At 67.5% G+C, this 22932-nt stretch carries 18 protein-coding genes; 9 read left to right on the top strand and 9 right to left on the bottom strand.

Going from position 1 to position 22932, the window contains the following annotated elements; genetic code table 11:
• Positions 1-182: 182 nt before the first annotated feature.
• The 5 genes from J0F76_RS15940 to J0F76_RS15920 form a co-directional block, all read right to left on the bottom strand.
• Positions 183-662: a DUF1236 domain-containing protein gene (locus J0F76_RS15940; protein ID WP_207470939.1), complete on the bottom strand. Its 480-nt coding sequence runs from the start codon at positions 660-662 to the stop codon at positions 183-185.
• Positions 663-749: 87 nt separating this feature from the next.
• The gene (locus J0F76_RS15935; RefSeq protein ID WP_341351607.1) at positions 750-1718 is read right to left on the bottom strand and encodes a TRAP transporter substrate-binding protein; all 969 of its coding nucleotides are present in this window, start codon (positions 1716-1718) and stop codon (positions 750-752) included.
• Between the two features lie 3 nt (positions 1719-1721).
• Positions 1722-2981 (bottom strand): TRAP transporter large permease subunit, encoded by a 1260-nt coding sequence (locus J0F76_RS15930; protein WP_207470938.1) that lies wholly within the window; start codon positions 2979-2981, stop codon positions 1722-1724.
• A complete protein-coding gene (locus J0F76_RS15925) occupies positions 2978-3526 on the bottom strand; it encodes a TRAP transporter small permease (protein WP_207470937.1) in 549 nt (182 codons plus the stop codon). The genes J0F76_RS15930 and J0F76_RS15925 overlap by 4 nt, the downstream gene beginning before the upstream one ends.
• Positions 3527-3529: 3 nt before the next feature.
• Positions 3530-4105, bottom strand: a complete 576-nt coding sequence (locus tag J0F76_RS15920; protein ID WP_207470935.1) for a cytochrome b — start codon at positions 4103-4105, stop codon at positions 3530-3532.
• Positions 4106-4285: 180 nt separating this feature from the next.
• Between J0F76_RS15920 and J0F76_RS15915 the strand changes: the two genes are divergently transcribed.
• From J0F76_RS15915 to J0F76_RS15905, 3 genes are read left to right on the top strand one after another with little or no spacing between them, the layout of a single operon-like run.
• Positions 4286-5917: an AMP-binding protein gene (locus J0F76_RS15915; RefSeq protein WP_207470933.1), complete on the top strand. Its 1632-nt coding sequence runs from the start codon at positions 4286-4288 to the stop codon at positions 5915-5917.
• Positions 5914-6150, top strand: coding sequence for a phosphopantetheine-binding protein (locus tag J0F76_RS15910; RefSeq protein ID WP_207470932.1), 237 nt, complete (start codon positions 5914-5916; stop codon positions 6148-6150). The genes J0F76_RS15915 and J0F76_RS15910 overlap by 4 nt, the downstream gene beginning before the upstream one ends.
• Before the next feature lie 3 nt (positions 6151-6153).
• Positions 6154-10020 (top strand): non-ribosomal peptide synthetase, encoded by a 3867-nt coding sequence (locus J0F76_RS15905; RefSeq protein ID WP_207470931.1) that lies wholly within the window; start codon positions 6154-6156, stop codon positions 10018-10020.
• On the opposite strand, the gene J0F76_RS15900 is transcribed toward J0F76_RS15905, so the two are convergent.
• Complete coding sequence (locus J0F76_RS15900; RefSeq protein WP_207470930.1) at positions 9963-10799, bottom strand: alpha/beta hydrolase; 837 nt, start codon at positions 10797-10799, stop codon at positions 9963-9965. The genes J0F76_RS15905 and J0F76_RS15900 overlap by 58 nt on opposite strands.
• Before the next feature lie 137 nt (positions 10800-10936).
• Here J0F76_RS15900 and J0F76_RS15895 point away from each other — a divergent pair, with 137 nt between their 5' ends.
• From J0F76_RS15895 to J0F76_RS15880, 4 genes are read left to right on the top strand one after another with little or no spacing between them, the layout of a single operon-like run.
• On the top strand, positions 10937-12343 hold the full coding sequence (locus J0F76_RS15895) for a YncE family protein (protein WP_207470929.1): 1407 nt from the start codon (positions 10937-10939) through the stop codon (positions 12341-12343).
• A gap of 53 nt (positions 12344-12396) precedes the next feature.
• Positions 12397-13491 (top strand): ABC transporter substrate-binding protein, encoded by a 1095-nt coding sequence (locus tag J0F76_RS15890; RefSeq protein ID WP_207470928.1) that lies wholly within the window; start codon positions 12397-12399, stop codon positions 13489-13491.
• Positions 13470-14525, top strand: coding sequence for a FecCD family ABC transporter permease (locus tag J0F76_RS15885; protein ID WP_341351606.1), 1056 nt, complete (start codon positions 13470-13472; stop codon positions 14523-14525). Before J0F76_RS15890 ends, J0F76_RS15885 begins: the two co-directional genes overlap by 22 nt.
• The gene (locus J0F76_RS15880) at positions 14522-15289 is read left to right on the top strand and encodes an ABC transporter ATP-binding protein (RefSeq protein WP_207470927.1); all 768 of its coding nucleotides are present in this window, start codon (positions 14522-14524) and stop codon (positions 15287-15289) included. Before J0F76_RS15885 ends, J0F76_RS15880 begins: the two co-directional genes overlap by 4 nt.
• Here the strand turns inward: J0F76_RS15880 and J0F76_RS15875 are convergent.
• Both J0F76_RS15875 and J0F76_RS15870 read right to left on the bottom strand, forming a co-directional pair.
• Positions 15248-16600, bottom strand: a complete 1353-nt coding sequence (locus J0F76_RS15875; RefSeq protein WP_207470926.1) for an ATP-binding protein — start codon at positions 16598-16600, stop codon at positions 15248-15250. The two genes, J0F76_RS15880 and J0F76_RS15875, sit on opposite strands and share 42 nt — an antisense overlap.
• Positions 16597-17316 carry a response regulator gene (locus tag J0F76_RS15870; RefSeq protein WP_207470925.1) on the bottom strand — a complete coding sequence of 240 codons (720 nt, stop codon included), beginning with the start codon at positions 17314-17316 and terminating at the stop codon, positions 16597-16599. The genes J0F76_RS15875 and J0F76_RS15870 overlap by 4 nt, the downstream gene beginning before the upstream one ends.
• A 192-nt stretch (positions 17317-17508) precedes the next feature.
• Between J0F76_RS15870 and J0F76_RS15865 the strand changes: the two genes are divergently transcribed.
• Entirely contained in the window at positions 17509-19749 is a 2241-nt protein-coding gene (locus tag J0F76_RS15865; protein ID WP_207470924.1) for a FepA family TonB-dependent siderophore receptor, read from the top strand.
• Between the two features lie 71 nt (positions 19750-19820).
• The gene (locus J0F76_RS15860; protein ID WP_207470923.1) at positions 19821-21146 is read left to right on the top strand and encodes a class I SAM-dependent methyltransferase; all 1326 of its coding nucleotides are present in this window, start codon (positions 19821-19823) and stop codon (positions 21144-21146) included.
• Here J0F76_RS15860 and J0F76_RS15855 read toward each other — a convergent pair whose 3' ends face one another.
• Positions 21147-22613: an APC family permease gene (locus J0F76_RS15855; protein WP_242690263.1), complete on the bottom strand. Its 1467-nt coding sequence runs from the start codon at positions 22611-22613 to the stop codon at positions 21147-21149. It abuts the gene before it with no gap.
• Positions 22614-22932: the final 319 nt, after the last annotated feature.

The following is a 22932-nucleotide window of genomic DNA, read 5'->3' as shown; positions in this document are numbered from 1 at the left end:
GGTCGGAGGTGTGGGTCTGCGCATACATCACAGCTACCAAGCTGGACTCGCAAGATGAATTCCTCACGAAATTTGTGCAACAGAGCCGGACTAGGGATGTCCTTCCGGGGTCGCCACCACATGCCTTGAAACGCAACAGGCCGGCGCGACGGCCGGCCTGCTGTTGGTCAAGGAGGATGTGCTTATTCGTGGACGTAGATCACTTGCCGCGTCTGTGGATCGACCACCACGGGGCGGTCGTTGACATAGACATACTGATACTGGGAATCCGGGATCGTTTGCACCTGGATGTCATGCGGAAGGGCCGTTCCGACCGAAACGTTGCCATCCAGAACCACCGACTCGGTGCGGTTTTCCAGGATGTAGGTGCGGGTCTCGGGGGTCAGTGCATCCTCGGACACGTCGCCCATGACGGCCCCGGCAAGCCCGCCGACAGCTGCGCCGACCGGTCCGCCCACGACCGCACCGGCGATGGCGCCCGACGCCGCGCCGCCTGCGGCGCCGCCGCCCGTGGTGTTGGGATCGGATTCGATCGTCTGCACGGTCGTGGTCGAGGGGGTCGTCACGACCACCGGGTTGGGCTGGGTCACCACGGTCGTCTGGGCAAAGGCCGCGCCGGCAACCAGGCTGGCGGCCGCGGTCATCGTCAACATCGTCTTCATGGCATGTCTCCATTCATGCTGTGACGAGACAAGCCGCATCGCGGGCAAACGGTTCCTTGCCCTAAACACAACAATTCGTGGGAAACTTTACTGCTCGCTTGCCAGCGTATCCCGTTCTCGTTCCAGTTTAACCAGCAGTGGCGTGCGCTGGCGCCAGTCCTGATACCAGGTCTCGACCGCGTCTCCGAACACCTCGGGGCCCGCCGTTTTCAGGGGTGCGCCCGCCTCGGCCAGCCTGGCGCGATAGTCCGTGTCGATCTGCTGGTAAGCGGTTCGGATATTGGCGGTGGTCCGGGTCATCAGGCGGGCGATCAGGGCGCGATCCTCATCGCTGTAGGTCTGCCACTTGCGGCCCGAGGCGACCGCGAACATCGGGAAGATCATGTGCCGGGTGTTGAGGATCTCGGCCGAATGGTCGTGGAAGCGGTTGTTCCAGGTGCCTTCCAGGTCAAGCTGCATCCCGTCGATCTGGCCGTTGGTATAGGCGTCGAACAGTTCGGGCAGGGGCAGCGGCGTCGGCGCCGTTCCGGCCTTGGTCCAGAAATCCAGTTCCTGCGCCAGCGGCACGGTGCGGATCTTGCGCCCGGCCAGCGTCTCTCCCTCGGCCACGGGCTTCGACACAAGGACGATCCGCATCCCCGCCATGCCAAGGCCCAGGCCCTTGAGGCCCAGCCCGCCAAGCCTGTCCTGCAGGGTCGCGGCGGTTTTCCCTTCCAGCAGCCTGGCGGCGGTGGCGGCGTCGGGCACAAGGTAAGGCGCGACAAGGATGCCGAAATCGGGGTTGCGGTTGGCAAGTTCGCCCACCGTCAGGAAGGCGAAATCCAGCGCGCCCGCCTGCAGTTGCTGCAGCATCTGCGCCTCGTTCCCCAGTTGCCCCGAGGAGAAGACCGACAAGGACAGCCGCCCGTCGGTTTCCTGGGACAGGTTTTCGGCAAGGTCCTGGGCCGATTTAGTCCACTGGTGCGACGGCGGCGTGACCATGCCGATGCGCAGCGTCTCGGCTGACAGCGGAGTTGCCAGCAACAGCAGGCAGGCGGCGGCTTTGAGGATGTTCACGGATCAGGCTCCTGCGCGGAAGGCGGCGACGATGCTCATGCCCGCAAGAACGGCAAGCATGGCGATGAAGAAGGGGGTCAGCAGCAGCGACAGCCGTTCGGCCCGCACGCCGGTCAGCAGCGATGCGGTGAACAGTCCGGCCCCGACCGGCGGCGACAGCAATCCCAGCGCGAGGTTGGCGCAAAGGATCACCCCGAAGGCCAGCGGGTCGATGCCATAGACATCCGTGGCGATGGGCAGCAGAACCGGCGCGGTCAGGATGATGGCGGGGATCGGTTCCAGCACGGTGCCCAGCAGCAGAAGAAGAAGGTTCAGCAGGATCAGGAACATCATGGGGGACCCCGCCATGTCCTGCACCCGGGCGGCGGCCTGCGCAGGCAGGTTGCCGAAGGTCAGCACCCAGGCCAGCACCTGCGCGGCGGCAACCAGGTACAGCACCGCGCCCGACGTCGCGGCCGTCCGCACGAAGGCGGCGGGCAGGTCGCGCAGGTTCAGTTCGCGATAGACCAGGCCGCCCACGATCATGGCCGCGACCGAGGCGACGGCCGCAGCCTCGGTCGGCGTGGCGATGCCGCCGACGATCGACCCGACGGCGATGGCGGGCACCACAAGCGCGGGCAGCCCGTCAAGAACGGCGCGCAGGCGGTCGCGGGTGGGCTGCGACCGGACGCGCGGCAGGTCGTGGCGCCATCCAAGCCAGGCGATGACCGCTGCGAAGGCCAGGAAAAGCGCGATGCCGGGAACGACCGAGGCGACGAAGATGTCGGCCACCGGCACCTGCGCGATGGCTGCATAGACGATCAGGTTCATCGAGGGCGGCAGAACCGGCGCAAGCAGGCCGCCGGCGGCCGTGATCGTTGTCGCAAGATCGCGGGGATAGCCCGCGCGCTCCATCTCGGGCACGGCAAGGCGCGACATCACCGTCAGTTGCGCCACGGTGGACCCCAGGATCGAGGCCATCATCAGGTTCGCCAGCAGGTTGACATAGGCAAGCCCCGCGCGAACCGGCCAGATCACAGCCTGTGCCAGGGCCAGCAGGCGCCGCCCGATGCCGCCCGCGCCCATCAGCTCGCCCAGCAGGATGAACAGCGGCAGCGACAAGAGGCTGTAGCTTTCGATGCCCGCGAAAAGCTGCTGGGCAAAGCCCTGCAACAGCGCCGTGTTGCCCTGCTCGACGATCAGCACCATGGCCGTGGCCACCATCACGAAGGCGATGGGCGCGCCAAGGGCCAGAAGCGCCAGGAAGGACAGGCCTGCCGTCACGACTGCAGCGCCTTCAGGTCGCCATGCAGGGCGGCGATGCAATGGATCAACGCCGTCGCGCAGGTCAGGGGCAAGGCCAGCCAGAACCAGACCTTGCGCAATCCCAGCGTGTTGGTGGGATCGGTATAGATGAAGTTGAAGCTCTGCTCGGCCAGGGCCGCGCCCGAGCCTGCCCGCACCAGCCCCGGCAGGTCGAACCATCGCCACAGGATCGCAGCCAGCACCAGCAGGAAGGCCAGGACCGACAGATCCGCCAGCAACGCCAGCCGGACACGACCCCGCGTGCCGAACCGGTCGGGCAGCACCCCGATGGCCATGTGCCCCTTCATGGCAATGACAAGCGAGGCGCCGACAAGGGCCAGCACGACCATCAGGTGCACGGCCAGTTCGTCCGTCCAGATCAGCGGTCGCCCCGCCATGCGGGAAACCACGTTTGCCAGCAGCAGGAACAGGATCGCGGCAACAAGGATGCCGCCGATGGCGGCCTCGGCGCGCATCACGGCGCGGCTCAGCCGTGGCAGCGGGTGATCGTCAGCCGGTGCCAAGCGTCAGTTCCTCCGGCCGGCCATGCGCGCCAGCGTGCCGTCGCGCCACATCGCCTGGTGAACGCCGACCATCAGCACATGGCCCGCGATCACCGCCAGCAGGAACCACCCCAGTTCGCCATGCAGCGCGCCCGCCAGGTTGCCCGTCCATTCGACCTCGGGCGACTTGGCCGAGAAGATCTGGAACCCGAAGGGCGCAAAGGCGCGGTCGGACCCCCAGGCCCGCAGCAGCGCAAGGCCGGGGATCGTCAGCATCAGCGCGTAAAGCAGCGCGTGCCCCGCCGTCGCGGCCTTGCCCAGCATCCCGCCGTCATGGGCCGGACGGTTGCGGCGGTTCGCCAGCGCCCAAAGCCCCCGCAGGATGACAAGCACGAACAGGGCCGTGCCGACGGGTGCGTGGCTGCCGACAAAGGGCGCCAGCCAGTCCTGCCGCCCGAAGATCGCCCGCAGCCCCATGCCGAAGAACTGCCAAAGGATCAGGACCGCCATCGTCCAATGCAGGACGCGGCTGATCTTGCCATAAACCTGTGGCGTGTCGCGAAGCGGCACCCGCGTCGCGGGCGTGTGGGTATGGCGCATGGCTTTGCCTGTTCATGGGTCGGGAACAACCGGCGGATGGCTGCAAGCATGGCTTTCCACGGGTCTTTCCCGCCCTTTAACCCGTTGGCGGGGCTTGTCCAAGTCCGTCGCGCAAAAAGTTGACGATTTCCGTCAACGGGCTTATGCCGCCCCTTGAAGCCGCCCCGGAAGGCCGATCCCGTGACCCAAGCCCATCCCGTTCCCCAGCAGATCTGGCCCGACGATCTGGCCGCGCGTTACCGCGAGAAGGGCTATTGGCGGGGCGAGACCTTCGGGGATGTCCTGCGCGCCCGCGTGGCCGACCATCCCGACCGGCTTGCCGTTGTCGATGACCGGAACCGCTGGACCTATGCGGACCTGCTGGCGCGCGCCACGTCGGCGGCGGGGGGCTATCTGTCGCTGGGATTGAAGCCGGGCGACCGCGTCATCGTGCAGGTCCCCAACATCGCCCATTTCTTCCCCGCCGTGTTCGGCCTGTTCCTTGCCGGGCTGGTCCCCGTCTATGCCTTGCCCGCCCACCGGCAGACCGAACTGATCCACTTCGCCAAACGCTCGGGCGCCAGGGCCATGGTCATCGCCGACCGGCACGAGGGCTTCGACTATCGCCCGCTTGCCCGGCTTGTCCAGGCCGAGGTTCCCGACATTGCGCATATCATCGTCATCGGCGACGCGGGCGATCATGTCGCCTTCGACAGCCTGCGCGCAGGACCCGCCCTGCCGCAGGTCGATCCCTCGGCCGTGGCGTTCCTGCAGATTTCGGGCGGCTCGACCGGGTTGTCCAAGCTGATCCCCCGGACGCATGACGACTATATCTACAGTTTTCGCGCCAGCGCCGAGATCTGCAGGCTGACCGGCGACAGCGTGTACATGGCGGCGCTGCCCGTGGCGCATAACTTCCCGATGAGCTCTCCCGGCGTGTTCGGCGCGCTTCATGCCGGGGCGCGGGTCGTCATGGCGCCGAACCCGGCAGCGGAAACGGCCTTCTCGCTGATCGCCCGCGAAGGCGTGACCATCACGGGCGTGGTGCCGCCCCTGGCGCTGCTGTGGATGGCTGCGGCGCCCAGGACCCCGCATGACCTGTCCAGCCTGCAAGTGCTTCAGGTCGGCGGCGCCAAGTTCATCCCCGAGGCCGCCGCGCGCGTGCGCCCGACCCTGGGCTGCACCCTGCAGCAGGTCTTCGGCATGGCCGAGGGGCTTGTGAACTATACCCGCCTCGACGACCCCGAGGAGATCATCACCGGCACCCAGGGCCGCCCGATCAGCCCCGATGACGAGGTGCTGATCCTGGACGACAACGGCGATCCGGTGCCCGAAGGCGAACCCGGCCACCTTCTGGCGCGCGGTCCCTACACGATCCGCGGCTATCACAACGATCCTGCCGCCAACGCGCGCAGCTTCACGCCGGACGGCTTCTACCGCACCGGCGACATCGTGAAGCGCCTGCCCGGCGGCTATCTGGTGGTGCAGGGCCGGGCGGGCGATCACATCAACCGCGCGGGCGAAAAGGTCTCGGCCGAGGAGATCGAGGATCACCTGCTGGCCCACCCGGCGGTCTTCGACGCCGCCGTGGTCTCGATCCCGGACGAGTTCCTGGGCGAACGCAGTTGCGCCTTCGTCATCCCGGCCGAGGGCACCAGCCCCCGTGCGCCGGAACTCAAGGCCTTCATGCGCGGGCGGGGCGTGGCCGAGTTCAAGGTGCCCGACCAGGTGGTCTTCGTGCCCGAGTTCCGCACCACCGCCGTGGGCAAGGTCAGCCGCAACGTGCTGCGCGCGGAATTGCGCAGCCGCTATCTGAACAAGGAAACGACATGACCCTGACGCTGGACCGGATGCGTGCCGATGTGGCCACGGCAATCCACATGGACCCGTCCGAGATTGGCGACGACGACCACCTGGCGGACCTGGGGCTTGATTCCCTGCGCCTGATGCGCCTGGTCCTGGCATGGGAGGAAGCGGGCCTGAAGGCCGACTTCGGCCTTTTCGCGGAATACGGCACGCTTGGCGACTGGTGGACCCATATCGTCGCGCCCGCCACGAACGCCTGAGCCATGCAGACCCGCCCGCTGACCGAAGCGCAAGAAGGGCTATGGTATGCCCAGGCCCTCGATCCCGCCAATCCCATCCTGAACACCGGGCAATACCTGGACCTGCGCGGCCCGGTCGATCTTGCCGCGCTGCAAGAGGCGCTGGCACGGACGCTTGCGGAAACCGAGGCGCTGCGCCTGCGCTTTCGCCAGGGTGCCGACGGCCCCGAGCAATGGCTGGACCCCGCGCCGGTCGTCCCCGTTGTCGTCGATCTGACCGACCGCGACGAAGCCGAGGCGCACGCGGCCATGCGCGCCGACAGCAATCGCGCGCCGGATCTTGCCAGCGACCCGGTGGCGGCCTTCACGATCTTCATCCTTAGCCCCGACCGGGCGCTGGTTTATGAACGCATCCACCATCTTGCCATCGACGGCTATGGCATGGTGCTGCTGACCAACCGGATCGGAGAGCATTACTCCGCGATCGTGACCGGCGCCCCCGCGCCCTTGCCGTTCCCGCCGCTGGATCGCGCGGACAGCGAAGACGCGGCCTATCGCGCGTCCGACCGGCGCGTCGCGGATGCCGCCTGGTGGCGCGACATGCTGCACGATCTGCCGGACGTCACCGGACCCGCAGGCGGCACGGCAGTCAGCGCGCATCACTTCCTGCGAAAATCCCGCTGGCTGGAGCCTGCGTTGCTGGAACACCTTGCCGCTTTTGCCCAAGCCCACGACATGGGCTGGCCCGACGTGCTGACCGGGTTGGCAGGCGCTTATCTGGCCCGATGGACAGGTGGCGATGCGGTGATCGGCATTCCCTTCATGGCCCGCATGGGCCGCAAGATCGCCCGGCTGCCCTGCATGGCGATGAACGTCCTGCCCCAGCGTGTCCAGCCGGACGAGGATGCGCCGGTGCACGACTGGCTGGTCGCGCTGTCGCGGCAGATGCAGCAGGCGCGGCGCCACGGCCTTTACCGCAGCGAACAGTTGCGGCGCGACCTGGGCCTGATCGGCGGATCGCGCAGGCTCTACGGGCCGCTGGTGAACGTGCAGCCCTTCGACCGCGCGCCGCGATTTGCCGGGCTCGATGCCGGGCTTCACATCCTGGGCGCAGGCGCGGTCGATGACATGACGCTGACCTTTCGCGGCGACCCGGACACGGGCATGTTATTCGAGGTGGACGCGAACCCCCACCTCTACGCGCCGCAGGATGTCGCCGGCCATGCCGCGCGCCTGCCAGAGTTCATCGCCGCAGCCCTGGACGCGGCAACCCTGGCCCAGGTTCCGACCGCCAGCCGCGCCGAGATCGCCGCGACGGCCGCTGTCAACGCGACAAGCCATCCGGTGCCCGACACGACGATTGTCGCGCTGATCGAGACACAAATGAAGGCAACGCCCACCGCGCCCGCTGTCACCTTCGGGCGGGACAGGCTGAGCTTTGCCGAACTCGACCGTCGCAGCGCCGCGCTGGCGGGTCATCTGGCAAGCCTCGGGGCGGCACCGGGGCGCATTGTCGCCGTCGCCCTGGAACGCTCGCTGGACCTGCCGGTGGTGCTGCTTGCCATCATGCGGTCGGGCGCCGCCTACCTGCCGCTGGACCCCGATCACCCGCCCGAGCGGATCGCGCGCATCCTGTCCATGGCGCAACCCGCGGCGGTCGTGACCCACCCCGATCTGGCGGCACTGTTCCCGCCGGACGCGCCGCTGCTGACGGAATGGCCCGCCGAGGGAACGGCGCCGACCGGACCGTCGCCGGGGGACATGGCCTATGTCATCTACACCTCGGGCTCGACCGGAGAGCCGAAGGGCGTGGTGATCGAACACCGCGCCATCGTGAACCGCCTTTTGTGGATGCGCGACCACTACGCCATCGATGCGACCGACCGCATCCTGCAGAAGACGCCCGCGACCTTCGACGTCTCGGTGTGGGAGTTCTTCCTGCCGATGATCGCCGGGGCCGAACTGGTGATGGCCCCGCCCGGCGCGCATCGCGATCCCTCCGCCATGGCCGCGCTGATCCGCCGCCATGCGATCACCACGCTGCATTTCGTGCCCTCCATGTTGTCGGCCTTCCTTGCCGCGCCTGCGTCCAAGGGCCTTGCGCTGCGCCGGGTCTTTTGCTCGGGCGAGGAACTGACCGCCGATCAGCGCGGCCGGTTCCACGACCGCGTCAGGGCCGAGTTGCACAATCTCTACGGGCCGACCGAGGCCGCCGTCGATGTCAGCTTCTGGTCTGCGGCGCCGGAGGATGCGTCGAACCCGCTGCCCATCGGCTGGCCGGTCTGGAACACGTCGCTGCACGTCCTGGACGACCGGATGCGCCCGGTGCCGCCGGGCCTTGCGGGGAACCTGTATCTGGGCGGCGTGCAGCTTGCGCGGGGCTATCTGGGCCGCGACGACCTGACGGCGCAGCGGTTCGTGTCCGGTCCCCACGGTGCGCGCCTTTATGCCACCGGCGATCTGGCGCGCAGGCGGCACGACGGCGCCGTGGTCTATCTGGGCCGGTCCGACCACCAGGTGAAGATTCGCGGCCTGCGGATCGAACTGGGCGAGATCGAGGCCGCGATCATGGCATCCGGCCTTGCGCGCGAATGCGTGGTCCTGGCGCGCGAGGATCGTGCCGGCGAGCGTCGGCTGGTCGCCTACCTGGTTCCCTCGGACGCGCATGCGCCGGGATTGCTGGCGCGGCATCTAGCGGCCACGCTGCCTGCCTACATGGTGCCCTCGGCCGAGGTCGCGCTGGAAGCCCTGCCCGTGACCGCGAACGGCAAGCTGGACCGCAAGGCGCTGCCCGCGCCGCATTTCTCGGTTGCCGGGCACGGGGCCGAAAGCGACACCGAAAAGCTGCTGGCGCGGCTTTACGCCGAGGTGCTGCACCTGCCCGCGGCGCCAGGCCTCGAAGCCGACTTCTTCGCGCTGGGGGGCGATTCCCTTTCCGCCGTTCGGCTGGCCCTGCGGATCGAGGACGAGATCGGCCACGATCCCGGCCTGGGCACGATCTTCGAACATCCTGTGCTGGAGCATCTGGCGGCGGCGCTTCAGGCGCAACGCCGGAACGACGGCCTTGATCCGCTGATCCTGTTGGCGGAGGGAGATCCGGCGGCGTCTCCGTTGTTCCTGATCCATCCGGCGGGCGGCATCGCCTGGGGCTATCGCCACCTGGCCCGGATGATCGCGCCCGCGCGGCGGGTCTGGGGGGTGCAGCATCCGGCGCTGGATTTGGCAGTGCCGCTGCCGGACAGCCTGCAGGCGCTGGCGCGCGACTATGCCGTACGGATCGCGAAGGCCGTGGCGGCGGGGCCGGTGCATCTGGCGGGCTGGTCCGTGGGCGGCATCCTGGCGCAGGCCGTGGCACTCGAGCTTGCGGAACTGGGGCGGCAGGCCGGGCTTGTCGCGGCGCTTGACAGCTATCCCTGCGACGTCTGGCGGGCCGAGCCGGAGCCCGACCCGGTCGCCGCCTTGCGCGCCTTGCTGGCGATTGCCGGTCACGATCCCGACGCGCATCGGGATCTGGACACGCGCCAGAAGGTCGTGGCCTTCCTGCGGGCGGGCGACACCGCGCTTGGCGCCTTGCCCGAACCCGTGCTGGATGGCGTCGTCCGCACCGTGACCGATACCAACCGCCTTGTGCGCGGGCACCATCACCGCCGCTGGCCCGGCACGCTGACCCATGTCCGCGCGGCGCTGGACCACAAGGACCGCGATCTGCGCGCCGACCTGTGGCGCCCCTATGCCGCCCGTGTCGAGGAACTGTCGGTGCCGTTCCTGCACTCGTCCATGACCTCGCCCGAGGCGTCCGCCCTGATCGCGCCCATGCTGGCCGCGCGCATGGATCAGGCGGCGGCGAAGGGCAGCGCCAGCGGCAGGGACCCGGCGATCGTCTCGATGTGAACCAGGCCGGGCAGGACGTGGACTTGCGGTGACAGGCCTTGCCGGTCGCGCAGGTCGGCCATGAACTGCATCGTCGCGGGCGCGGGACCGTCCGGCGGCGGGCCGTCGCTGCCCGACCGCTTTTCCCTGTCGCCAAGCGCCACCAGCAGCGGCGGCGGTGCCGCCATCTGCCCGGCGCGGTCGGCCACGCGCCGGATCAGGCCCTCGTCCCACCAGATCGAGGGGCTGATCGAGGCGAAGCGCGCAAAGCTGTTCGGTTGCGTCAGAAGGGCATACAGCGTGAACAGCCCGCCGAAGGAATGGCCCCATAGGCTGCGGCGGGCGGGATCGACCGGCACGCCGCTCTCGGCCGCGGCGCGCAGCGGTCCGGTCAGCCGTTCCAGGAACTGCGCCGCGCCGCCCGCCATGCGGCCCGGATGCACCGGGTCGGGGCGGATGCCGTCGCCCGGTCCATCGGGCGCGGTGAAATCCAGCGTCCGCCGTTCGCGGGCAAATTGCCGGTCGGTGTCATAGCCGATCCCGGCCAGCATCAGGTCCGGCACCAGGGCCAGGTGGTCCGGCGTCAGAAAGTCGAAGGCGGCGTTGCCGTCCAGCAGGTAGAGGATCGGCCACCCCTTCTTCGGAGGCGTCCCGCGCGGCACCGCAAGGAACAGCCGATGGCCCGGCCCGGTGTTCACGACAGTTTGCGACAAAAAATGCGTCGGCACCGGATTGTCGAAGATGCGCAGTTCCGCAGCCTTTCTTGCGTGTTCCGGTCCCACCCGCCCCGTGTCCTGCATCCTTGTCCCGTCCTGTGCCAAATTGTGAGCCCGCCAAGGTTGACAAACTTCGTCAGGAATATACTGCTGCACGCGATCGAAGCCAGCCCGCATGACGGACAAGCCTGAAAAACGATCCATTCTTCAAGGAGATCATGATGGCAACCCTTTACCGTCGCCATGCCCGCAACCTGTTCGGCGCCTCGGTCCTGGCCCTTTCGCTGGCAGCAGGGCCTTCGCTGGCCGAAACCATCTTCACGCCGACCTCGGACGGGTTCGTGGGCGATGTCAGCGCCGAGGCGCCCAATCGCGCGCCGATCTATGCCGGGACGCCCGTCACCATTTCAGGCGAGGACCTGTCCCCCGGCCAGCAGATCACGCTGATGCGCGGCACCACGGTCCTGAACGCCGACACGCCGCTGACCGTGGCCGCCGACGGCACCTTCAGCTTCGACGTGACGGTGGACGAGGAAGCCGCGACCGGCCTGCAGCCCATTGTCGTCATCGGCGAAAACCCCGCCGCCGCGACCGTGGTGGACCTGAAGGTCTCGCCCGAAGTGCCGGTGTCGGGGGCCGAGCAGTTCGACATCCTCAGCCAGCCGGTGACGCGCGGGCTTTATCAGGTGGCCTACAGCCCGAAGTCGGACGCGCTGTTCGTGACCGCCGCCGTGGGCCGCCCGCCCGTCAAGGAGTCGGCCTTGGTGAAGGTGAACCCGGAAACGCTGGAAACCATCGCCCAGGTCACGCCCGACGCGGCCCCCGCGCGAAAGGATGGCAGCGACGGCGGCCTGTTCGCGGTCTATGGCATCGACGTCGATGACGCGAACGGCACTATCTGGGTGACGAACACCCGCCAGGATACGGTGGCGGTCTACAGCCAGGACGACCTGTCGCTGGTCAAGCAGTTCGCCCCCGACGCAGCGCCCCATCCGCGAGACATCGTGGTCGACGAGGGCAACAACCGCGCCTATGTCAGCACCAGCTTCACGCCCGAGATCCTGGTCTTCGACACCAAGACGCTTGAGCCGCTGGAGCCGATCACCGTCCCGTCCAACATCCGGGGCGAGGATTTCGGGACCATGGCCCTGGATCTGGACGAGAAGGCCGGAAAGCTGGTTACCGCCAGCCTGAACACCCCGGAAGCCGCCATTGTCGATCTGAATACGGGCGAGGTGAAGGTCTTCGAGGCGAAGGGCGCGCAAGGCGCATCCGGAGCGGCTTTTGATGCGCAGGACGGGCTGGTCTTCGTGGCCTCTCAGCAGACCGACAACCTGCTGATCATCAAGGCCGACACGGGCGAGGTGCTGCACGATGTCGAGATCGGCGCAGGCCCGCTGAACGTGACGTTCGAGCCCGTCAGCCGCCACGCCTTTGTCGCCAACCGCGGGTCGGGCACGATCACGGTGGTCGATACCGAAGGCAAGATCGTCGCGAACCTGGATGCGGGCAGCTTCCCGAACCAGTTGCGCGCCGACGGCAAGGGCAACGTCTATGCCGTGAACAAGTCGCGCGGCGAAAACGACGAGGCGGGTGACCGCGTCTGGCGCATCCACGCGGCCGACTGATCCAAGGACCGGCGCGGGTGTCACCGCCCGCGCCTTGAAGCAGGGGAACACCCATGTCCATCCGCCGCCTTGCCACGATCATGGCCTGCGCCTGCCTGGGCTTGCCTGCTTGGGCAGAGATCACCGTCACCGACATCCTTGACCGCCAGGTCACCATTCCCGAAGCGGCTGACCGGATCGTGCTGGGGGAAGGGCGGCATCTGTCGGTGCTGGGGCTGATCCATGACGATCCCGTGGCGCTTGTGGCCGGCTGGCGTCTGGAACGCGCCCTGGACGAGCCGACGATGGCCGCCTATCGCGCGACGTTTCCCGCCATCGACGCGATCCGGACCGTAGGCGGTGGCGCGCGCAGCATTTCCGCCGAAAGCGTGATCGCGCTGCAGCCCGATCTTCTGGTCATGTCGCTGATGGATGCGAACGACCCCGCCATGCAGCGCGCGCGCGAGCAGATCGAGGCTGCGGGCATTCCCGTCGTGCATGTCGATTTCTTTTCCCACCCGCAGGAAAACTCGATCCCCAGCCTGCGCATCCTGGCAACGCTGACCGGGGCCGGGGACCGCGCCGAGGAGTTCGCCCGTTTCTACGAGGAACGACTGAACCGCGTGCGTGGGCGGCTGGCCGACAGCGCCATCGACCGGCCCGGCGTCTTCTTCCACGTCCATGCCGCCGCGCAGAACTGCTGTTCCACCGTGGGGCAGGGCGTGTTCCACGACTTCATCACGACGGCGGGCGGGCAGAACCTGGGCGCCACGCTGACGGACGGCGTTCAGGGCAATGTCAGTCTGGAATACCTGATCGGGGCGGACCCGGACTTCTACATCGCGACGGGCGGCACGCATATGGCGGCGCGGGGCGGGCTGGTGCTGGGATCGGGCGTCGAAGCCGATCAGGCCCGCCAGACCTTTGATGCGCTGACGGGGGCGCCGGGCTTTGCTTCGCTTTCCGCCGTGCAGGACGGCCATGCGGCGGGGGTGTGGCACATGTTCAACGACTCGCCCATCCACATCGCCTTGATCGAATATCTGGCAAAGACCTTCCACCCCGACCTGTTCGCAGACCTTGACCCCGCCGCCACTTTGGCCGAGATCGAAACCCGCTTTTCCCCGGTGGCGGTGGACGGAACGTGGTGGATCGACAACCAGCAATAGGCGGCATCCTTCTTGACCGCTATCACCGGCAGAACCGCCGCCGCGCGGTGCTGGTGGCGGTCATGGCCGCCTTGGCGGCGCTGGGGATCGTGCTGGATCTCGTGACCGGCCCCGCCGGGCTGCCGCTGTCGGAAACCCTGCGCGCCCTTTCCGGCGCCGAGGTGTCGCGCGCGACCGAGGTGATCGTCTGGCAGGTCCGTCTGCCGGTTGCCGCCATGGCCCTGCTGGTCGGCGCCGCGCTGGCTTTGTCGGGCGCCGAGATGCAGACGGTGCTGGAAAACCCCTTGGCCGAGCCCTTTACGCTGGGGGTGTCCGCATCGGCGGCCCTAGGTGCCGCCGTTGCCATCGTTCTGGGGCTGACGCTGCCCTTTCTGCCTGTGCAATGGTCGATCTCGGCCAATGCCTTCCTGTTCGCGCTTGGCGCGCTGACGCTGCTTCAGCTTCTGGGCCGCCTGCGCGGCGGCGGCCCCGAGGTGCTGATCCTGTTCGGCATCGCGCTGAACTTCTCGGCCGCGGCCTTTCTGTCTGTGCTGCAATTCGTGGCCTCGGCCGATGCGTTGCAGCAACTGGTGTTCTGGACAATGGGCAGCCTTTCGGCGGCCAACTGGCAAGGCGTGGTCGCGCTGGCGCTGGTGCTGGCGGCCTGCGTCCCGTTTTCCCTACGCGCCGCCTGGCAACTGACCGCGCTTCGCATGGGCGAGGATCAGGCCCGCAGCTTCGGCGTCGATGTCGATGCCCTGCGCCGCTGGACGCTGCTGCGGGTCAGCCTGCTGGCCGCCACCGCCGTGTCGATGGTGGGCGTGATCGGCTTCGTGGGCCTTGCCGGGCCGCATATCGCCCGGATGCTGGTGGGCGAGGATCACCGCTTCTTCCTGCCGGCCAGCGTCCTGACCGGCGCGCTTGTCATGTCCCTTGCCTCGACGCTGTCGAAGATGGTCGTGCCGGGTGTGCTGCTGCCGGTGGGGCTTGTCACCTCGTTGATCGGCTTGCCGGTGTTCTTCTGGCTGATCATGCGCGGACGCACGCGGCGATGACCGGGCTTTGCGTCAGCGATGTCAGCCTGCATTACGGCCCCCGGCCGATCCTGCATGGCCTGACCTTGCCCGACCTGAAACCGGGCGAGGTCACGGTTCTGGCGGGTCCCAATGCCGCCGGAAAATCGACCCTGCTGCGCGCCATCGCCCAGCTTGCGCCTTATCGGGGCAACATCGCCCTGGATGGCGAGGATCTGGCGCGCATGCCGATCAGGCGCCGGGCGCGGCTGATCGGAGTGATGCCGCAGACCTTGCCGTCCGGGTCGTCGCTGGTCGTCCTGGAAAGCGTCATCGCGGCCCTGCGCGCGGGAAGCGACGCCCTTGGCCTGCAAGCGGACGAAAAGGCCATGGCGGTGCTGGAGCGGCTTGGCATCGGCGACCTGGCGATGGAGCCGCTGGACCAGTTGTCGGGCGGCCAGCGGCAGATGGTCAGCCTGGCCCAGGCCATTGTCCGTGACCCGCGCGTTCTGCTGCTGGACGAACCCACCAGCGCGCTGGATCTGGCCCGCCAGGTGCGCCTGCTGGGGGAACTGCGCGCCCTTGCCGCCGAAGGGCGGATCGTCGTCGCCGTGCTGCACGATCTGGCAATGGCCGCCCAATGGGCAGACCGCATTGTCCTGATGCATCGCGGGGCGCTTCACTCCAGCGGTCAGCCCGCGACGGTGCTGACGCCCGACCTGCTGGCCCAGGTTTATGGCGTCCGGGCGCGGGTCGAGCGCTGCTCACAAGGGCGCATCACCGTCATGATCGACGGCGAGGTCTGAGCCGGGCAGGGCGATCCGAACCGACAGGCCGCCCCCCTCGCGATTGGCCAGCGTCAACTCGCCGCCATGGTCGCGGACGATCGTGCTCGCGATGGCAAGCCCAAGCCCCGTGCCGCCCGTGTCCTGATTGCGGCTGGCCTCTCCGCGAAAGAAGGGCTTTGTCACGGCGTCCAGGATCGCGGGGTCTATGCCCGGCCCACGGTCCTCGACCGCGACGATGACCTGGCCGCCGTCGCGCGTGACCCGGACATCGGCCGCGCCCGCATAGCGGATCGCGTTGTCGAGCAGGTTGCCGATGGCACGCGATATGCCCACGCGCCGGACCGTCGCGATGACCGAGGGACCGGCGGCGACGTCCATCCCGCGCTCGCGGCACAGCGCGGCGACAAGTGCCGACAGGTCGGTTGTGCGGGGCTGTTCGCCGCGATGGATCTGGCGGGCATATTGCAGCAGATCGTTCGCCATGACGGTCATGTCGTCCAGCGTGCGGATCATCGCTTCCCTGTTCTCGTCATCCTCGACCATCTCGGCCCGGATGCGCAGGCCCGTTATGGGCGTGCGCAGGTCGTGACCGATGGCGGCCAGCATGCGGGTCCGTTCGGCGTCGAAATCGGCGATGTCACGCTGCATCCGGTTGAAGGCCGACGCGACCTCCTGCAACTCTCGCGCGCCGGTCTGCCGCACCCGCGCGCCGTGATCGCCGCGACCGGCCGCGCGCGCCGCCGCCGCAAGATCCCGCAGCGGGCGCGTCATCCGTCCCGTCAGGACCAGCGCCACCGCCATTGTGCCGACGACCGAGGCGACGAGGGGCACGAAGAACCCGATCTTCTGCCACCACGCCGTCGAGGCGGGCAGGGGATAGACCAGCGTGTTCAGCCATTGCCCCGAAAAGGCGCCCGTGTTCAGGCGCAGCGACATCAGGAACAGCGCATCTCGGCCCGACGGTATCTCGCCCGCATCGACGACATGGATCTCTCGACCGGGAAGCTCTGCCGCGATGGCGCGCTCGACGTCGGGCACGGCTTGCCCGTCGGCGGGCGTGATGGGCCCTGTCGCCACCGAAAAGCGGGTATAGCCCGTACTGCTGTGGGACAGGATCTCGGTCCCCGTGGCGCGGTCCACGTCCTCCAGGGCGGCAACAAGGGCCACCAGCCTGCCCATGTCGCGCTGCACCCGGACGGCGCGGTCGAAGCCCGTCCCCTCGCGCGCCAGAACCAGCGCCGCGATGGCGTTGATCGCCAGCAACGAGATCAGCAACAGCAGCGCGAACTGCGTGGCCAGACGGGGCGCGCGCCAGCGGGGCCGGGTCATGCCACGGTCTCGACCGTCCCGACCAGGCGATAGCCGCCGCCCCATTCGGTCACGATCACCCGGGCTGGCTTGGCATCGTCGCCGATCTTGCGGCGCAGGCGGCTGACGGTGTTGTCCACGGCCCGGTCATAGGCGCGGGGACTGCGCCCGCGCATCAGTTCCAGCAGGCGCGCGCGCGACACCGTTCGCCCGGCATGGTCCAGGAAGGCGCCCAGAAGCCGGTTCTCGCCCGTCGTCAACTCGATCTCCTGCCCGCTGTCGTCCGTCAGCAGCGACCGGGTCGGATCGTGGACGAAGCGGCCGAAGCGGCGGCGCCCGGCGGCGGGCGAGGGCTGTTCGGCCGGAACGCGGCGCAGGACGGCGCGGATGCGGGCGATCAGCTCTCGCGGGCTGAAGGGCTTGGTGACATAGTCGTCGGCGCCATGGTCCAGCCCCCGGATGCGATCCGTTTCCTCGGCACAGGCGGACAGCAGGATGACCGGGACGCGGCTGGTCTGCGTCAGGTGAGTGCAAAGGCTCAGCCCGCTTTCGCCCGGCATCATGATGTCGATGATCGCCAGATTGACGCCGCCCTCGGCCAGGATCTGGCGCGCCTCGGCGGCATTGGCGGCGGTCCGGGTGCGGAAGCCCTGCCGTGACAGGAAGCTGCCAAGCGGGTCGCGGATTTCACGCGCGTCATCCACGACAAGGACAAGGGGGGAATAGGCGTCACGCATGGCAGCACCCTAGCCGAGGGTATCCGGGCAAACGAGGGGTCGGGACCCCGGAAGTGTGACATTAGGACATTTTGCGACAACTGATTTCGTCGGGATTGTTGTTAACCATCCTCACGAATGCTTGAAGCCCGCCTGAGAAGCCCGCCCCCGAGCCAGCCGAAAAATCAATGTTTCAGTTCAAGGAACGTCACCATGACGACCTTTCGTTCGCGGCTTGTCTCGGGCACGTCGCTGTCGCTTCTCATGTCAGTCGGTTTGGTCGTCGCGCCTCTCCATGCCCAGGAAACGGGTGACGTCACCGTTCTGGAGGAAATCGTCCTGACGGCCGAGGAACAGGCCAAGCAGGCGCTTGGCGTGTCCCAGATCACCGAGGAGGACCTGGAAAGGCAGCCGGTCGTCAACGACATCTCGGAAGTGGTGCGCAAGCAGCCGGGCGTCAACCTGACGGGATCGACCGCCACGGGCCAGCGCGGCAACCAGCGCCAGATCGACATTCGCGGCATGGGGCCGGAAAACACGCTGATCCTGATCGACGGCAAGCCGGTCCTGTCGCGCAACTCGGTCAAGATGAGCCGGGGCGGCGAACGCGACACGCGCGGCGATTCGAACTGGGTGCCCGCCGAACTGATCGAGCGGGTCGAGGTCATTCGAGGCCCGGCGGCGGCGCGCTATGGCTCGGGCGCGTCGGGCGGGGTGGTCAACATCATCACCAAGCGTCCCGAAACCTTCATGGGACAGGTCGGCCTTCACTGGAACCAGCCCCAGAACAGCGAGGAAGGCGCCACCAAGCGAACCAACTTCCTGCTGGCCGGTCCGGCCGGGGAACGGCTGACCTTCCGCGTCTTCGGCAACTACAACAAGACGGAAGGCGACGATCCGAACCTCAACCCGCCGCAACTGAACGACGACGGCGAATACGACACCTTCGCGGCACGCGAGGGCGTGGTGAACAAGGACGTCGGCACGCTTCTGACCTGGGACATGGCGCCTGGCCACGAGCTTGACCTGCAGTTCGATTTCTCGCGCCAGGGCAACATCTACGCGGGCGACACTCGCAGCGGGACCATCAACGAGGACGCAGCCTCTCTTGTCGGGGCGGAAACCAACCGGATGTACCGCCGCACGCTGTCGACGACGCATCGCGGCGAATACGACTTCGGTGAATCGGTCAGCTACCTGCAGTGGGAGCGGACGGACAACACGCGCCTTTGCTCTGGCCTGGCGGGCAGCAGCGAGGACAACTACGTCCCCTGCGTCGATACCGATGGCGATGGCGAGGACGATGCCTTCCGCTACAACACCATCGAACTGGACAACATCGCGGCCAAGACCGAATGGATCCTGCCGATGGACCTGGCCGGGCGGCCCAGCCGCACGACCTTCGGCGCCGAATACCGGGGCGAGTTCATGGAGGATCCCTATTCGATCCTGAACGACCTGCCCGAGGATCTGGCGGAACTGGTCGGCATTCCGGCCGATCCCGCCGACCGCGAGACCAGCAGCGAACAGCACCTTCTGGGCTTCTATGTCGAAAGCAACATCGAATGGGATGACCGCCTGACGCTGACGCCCGCGCTTCGCTTCGACCACAGCGACACCTTCGGCAACGCCTGGTCGCCCGGCCTGAACGCGACCTATGCCTTTAGCGACGAATGGACAATGAAGCTTGGCGTGGCGCGCGCCTTCAAGACGCCGAACCTGTTCCAGCTGAACCCGAACTATGTCTATCGCACCATGGGCAACGGCTGCCCTTGGATCGACGGCGACCGGCTGAGCGGCCCTTGCCTTGTCTTGGGCAACCCGGACCTGGAAGCCGAGAAGAGCCTGAACAGCGAAGTCGGCATCGCCTATGAAGGCGTGCAGGGCATCAATGCCAGCCTGACCTATTTCCACAACGATTACGACAACCGGATCGGGTCGGGTTTCCTGCAGTACAACACCGGCGCGACCGAAAACCGCCTGTATCGCTGGGAGAACGAGGGCAAGGCCGTCATCTCGGGTCTGGAGGGCAACTTCTCGACCGACCTGGGCGACCGCTTCGGGTTCAACACGAACTTCACGAAGATGATCAAGTCCGAGAAGGACAATGGCGAGCCGCTGAGCCTTGTCCCCGAATACACCATCAACGCGACGCTGGACTGGTATGCGACCGAGGACCTGACGGTCACCCTGTCGGCCACCCATTACGGCGAGATCGAGGCCGCCTCGGTCGCCTCGACCACGGGCGAGGTGTACGAGGATACCGAAAGCCGCGACAGCTATACGCTGGTGAACCTGGGCGCCAACTGGCAGGTGAACGACACCGCCCGCGTGTCGGCGGGCATCACCAACCTGCTGGACAAGACGGTGGTGCGGACAGGCAGCGGATCGGACGCCAACACCTTCAACGAACCGGGCCGCGCCTTCTATGTGTCGCTGAACAAGTCGTTCTGATCGTGATCCGATAGACCCATGATGCGGCCCGGGCCTGTCCGGGCCGCATCGCCTTTTTCAGGAAGCCCGCCATGACGACCGATTACCGCCGCGACACCGTCTATCCCGCCTTCTTTCATCGCGAACAGTCGCCCGTCTGGCTTTCCACGGTTTGCGCCGCGCTGGGCCGCGCGGCCCCTGCGGGCACCCGCTGGTGCGAGATCGGCTGCGGGCAGGGCTATGGCATGGCGATCCTTGCCGCCGCCAACCCGGACATGCAGTTCACCGGCATCGACGTGAACCCCGACCATATCGCCCTGGCCCAGGCTCGTGCAAAAGCTGCGGGCCTGGACAACGCCGCCTTCATCTGCGCCGACATCCGCGATGACGGGGTGGTCGAGGGCAGCTTCGATTTTATCGTGAACCATGGCGTCATGTCCTGGGTCGATGACGCCGTGCGCCAGGCCATCGCGTCCTTTGTCGCGACCCGGCTTTCGGACGATGGCGTCGCCGCCGTCCACTACACAAGCGAGCCGGGCGGCGCTGCGTTCCGTGCCTTTCACGCTGTATTCCGGTCTGTCGCCCATCGCCCCAATCCGATAGCCGAGGGGCTGCGCGCCCTGACGGCGATGCGCGATGCGAAGGCGGGGTTCTTCCAGCTTTATCCCCATGCCAGCCAGACGCTTGATGCCCTGCTGGCGGACCCGCCCGAATACGTCGCGCATGAATACCTGAACCCGGTCTTCCGCCCGCTGGCCTTTCACGAGGTCGAGGCGTTGTTCGCACCCCGTGGTCTGTCCTGGCTTGGCAGCGCGACACCGATCGAGAACATCGACGCGGTCTCGATCCCCTCGGACGCAGCGCGGGCGATCGCGCCGGTGCGCGAGCGGACCCTGCGCGAAACGATGAAGGACATGGCCCGCAACCAGGCGCTGCGCTATGACCTGTTCGCGCGGCCGGCGGCGCCCTTGGGGGACCACGCCCACCTGTCCCTGCTGAGGACGGCGGCATGGCGCCTGCTGCCCGGCGCCCCTGCGGCCGGCAGGCTGACGTTCCAGACCCGCATCGGCCCGGTCGAAGGCGACGCGGCCATCTTCAGGCCGCTTTTGCAAGCCCTGGCCCAAGGCAGTCGTTCCTTCGACGCGCTGGAGAGGGTTTCACCCTTCGCCGGTCGCCCGGCATTGCTGAACCAGGCCTTGCAGATGTTGCTGTGGGCGGATGTCGCGCATCCGGTCGTGCCCGTCGCGAACCCTGCGCCCGCCGCACGGCTGAACCGCATCCTGCTGGCCGAGAAGCATCGCCCCGCGCTGGTCTGCCCCATGCTTGGGTCGGGGCTGGCGCTTGGCGCGCGCGACCTGGCCGCGCTGGGGGACGGCTCGGCCCCGCAAGGCTTGCGGCACCTGACGGCGCTGAAATAGCTAGTTGCGCGGCGAGTCGCCGTGCCGCGCGCGCATCTGTTCGATATCGCCCAGCCTGCCCGACTCCGGCTTGTGACGCGCCTTGTTCCAAAGCCAGGTTCCCGCCCACAGCACGATGCCGATGGCCAGAAGCCAGCCCGCGATGCGGTACTGGTCCATCTGCGCCGTGCTTCTGGCCCAGGGACCGGCCAGAAAGGCGCAGGTCGCCGCGCCGATCCAGGGCAGAAAGGCGGGCGCCCGGAAATGATCATGCCCGACGGGATGCCGGCGCAACACGATCAGCGAGATGTTGACGATGGTGAAGACGCACAACAGCAGCAGCGAGGTCGTGCCGCCCAGCAGGCTGACGGCCGGCAGATCCGACCGCGTGACGACGAAGTAGATCAACCCGAAGGCCAACGCGGTCGTGAACAGGATCGCGATCCAGGGCGTGCGGCGGGTGCGATGCACCAGCCCCAGCCCATGCGGCAGGACCCCTTGCCGCGCCAGCCCATAGATCAGGCGGCTGGCCATCATCATGTTGATCAGGGCCGAGTTGGCGACGGCGAACATGCCGATGAACGGAAAGATCGTGTCGAAGGGCAGGCCCGGCGCACCGGCGCGAACCACCTGCGTCAGCGCCGATCCCTTGTCCGGATTCGACAGGTCGCCCACCGGCACCAGCGCCACGGCGCAGATGGACACAAGGACATAGATGACCCCGGTGATGGCAAGCCCGGTCAGCATGATGCGGGGGAAGATGCGGACGGGATCCTGGACCTCCTCGGCCATGTTGACGGAATCCTCGAAGCCGACCATGGCGAAGAAGGCCAGCGCGGTGGCGGCGGTCAGGGACAGGAATGCGCCCTTCTCCTCGGACGACTGGAAGACCATGACTTCGGAAAAATCCGCGCGGCCTTGGGTCATGGCATAGAAGCCCACGAAGATGATCATCAGCAGCCCGGTCAGTTCCACGCAGGTCAGGATGACGTTCGCCTTGACGCTTTCGCCCACGCCGCGAAGGTTGATCACCGCGACCAGGGCCATGAAGCCAAGCGCGATCAGAAGGATGCCGGCGCTTCCCTTGGCGAACCCCAGCCCGAAGCCGTCGTTCAGGAAGCCCGCAAAGGCGTTCGACGCGGTCGAGGCCGAGGTGATCCCGGAACACATCACCGTAAAGGCCACTAGGAAGGTCAGGAAGTGGATGCCGAAGGCGCGGTGGGCGTAAAGCGCGGCCCCCGCCGCCTGCGGATAGCGCGTCACCAGTTCCAGATAGGACACGGCCGTGATCGTGGCGACCAGGAAGGCCACAAGGAACGGCGCCCAGGCCGCGCCCCCGACCTCGGCCGCGACGGTGCCGGTCAAGGCGTAGACGCCGGTTCCTAGGATGTCGCCGACGATGAACAGCAGCAACAGCTTCGGCCCCATGACGCGATGCAGTTCGGGTTGATGCGGCGCGGATGCCGCCGGTGCAGGCGCTTCTTGCATGATGGCCCCTCCAGTCCCCATTGCTGGCAGCAGAGTGTTCCCCTACGGCCGATCCGGCAAGAAAAAAGGTCGCTGGTACGGTCGCTACGGAGTGGCTTGTTGCCCCGCCCATAGCGCCCGCCATCCCAGTCTTTCGCTGTCCGACGGTCCGGGCGGACGACTGCTGGCGCATTGCAGGGCGGGTTGTAATTTCCTGTCCGTCCTCCGCGCCCTGCGTGATCTTGGTATAATCTGAGAACGGCGGTGAGAAATTAGGCCACGGAAGCGGCGGCATGGAGCTGCTGCGGGCGGCGTAAAAGTCGTCCACCCTTTCCCTTTC

It is taken from the genome of Paracoccus fontiphilus (assembly GCF_017356265.1).
GTDB lineage: Bacteria > Pseudomonadota > Alphaproteobacteria > Rhodobacterales > Rhodobacteraceae > Paracoccus > Paracoccus fontiphilus.
The sequence above is the reverse complement of the archived record's forward strand: the minus strand, read 5'-3'. Positions and strand labels throughout refer to the sequence as shown.

Excerpts from the sequence above, each read along its gene's own strand:
- J0F76_RS15920 (WP_207470935.1), bottom strand. The coding sequence starts at position 4,105 with ATGCGCCATACCCACACGCCCGCGACGCGGGTGCCGCTTCGCGACACG.
- J0F76_RS15900 (WP_207470930.1), bottom strand. The coding sequence starts at position 10,799 with ATGCAGGACACGGGGCGGGTGGGACCGGAACACGCAAGAAAGGCTGCG.
- J0F76_RS15895 (WP_207470929.1), top strand. The coding sequence starts at position 10,937 with ATGGCAACCCTTTACCGTCGCCATGCCCGCAACCTGTTCGGCGCCTCG.
- J0F76_RS15905 (WP_207470931.1), top strand. The coding sequence starts at position 6,154 with ATGCAGACCCGCCCGCTGACCGAAGCGCAAGAAGGGCTATGGTATGCC.
- J0F76_RS15910 (WP_207470932.1), top strand. The coding sequence starts at position 5,914 with ATGACCCTGACGCTGGACCGGATGCGTGCCGATGTGGCCACGGCAATC.
- J0F76_RS15870 (WP_207470925.1), bottom strand. The coding sequence starts at position 17,316 with ATGCGTGACGCCTATTCCCCCCTTGTCCTTGTCGTGGATGACGCGCGT.
- J0F76_RS15875 (WP_207470926.1), bottom strand. The coding sequence starts at position 16,600 with ATGACCCGGCCCCGCTGGCGCGCGCCCCGTCTGGCCACGCAGTTCGCG.
- J0F76_RS15860 (WP_207470923.1), top strand. The coding sequence starts at position 19,821 with ATGACGACCGATTACCGCCGCGACACCGTCTATCCCGCCTTCTTTCAT.
- J0F76_RS15865 (WP_207470924.1), top strand. The coding sequence starts at position 17,509 with ATGACGACCTTTCGTTCGCGGCTTGTCTCGGGCACGTCGCTGTCGCTT.
- J0F76_RS15940 (WP_207470939.1), bottom strand. The coding sequence starts at position 662 with ATGAAGACGATGTTGACGATGACCGCGGCCGCCAGCCTGGTTGCCGGC.
- J0F76_RS15880 (WP_207470927.1), top strand. The coding sequence starts at position 14,522 with ATGACCGGGCTTTGCGTCAGCGATGTCAGCCTGCATTACGGCCCCCGG.
- J0F76_RS15855 (WP_242690263.1), bottom strand. The coding sequence starts at position 22,613 with ATGCAAGAAGCGCCTGCACCGGCGGCATCCGCGCCGCATCAACCCGAA.
- J0F76_RS15890 (WP_207470928.1), top strand. The coding sequence starts at position 12,397 with ATGTCCATCCGCCGCCTTGCCACGATCATGGCCTGCGCCTGCCTGGGC.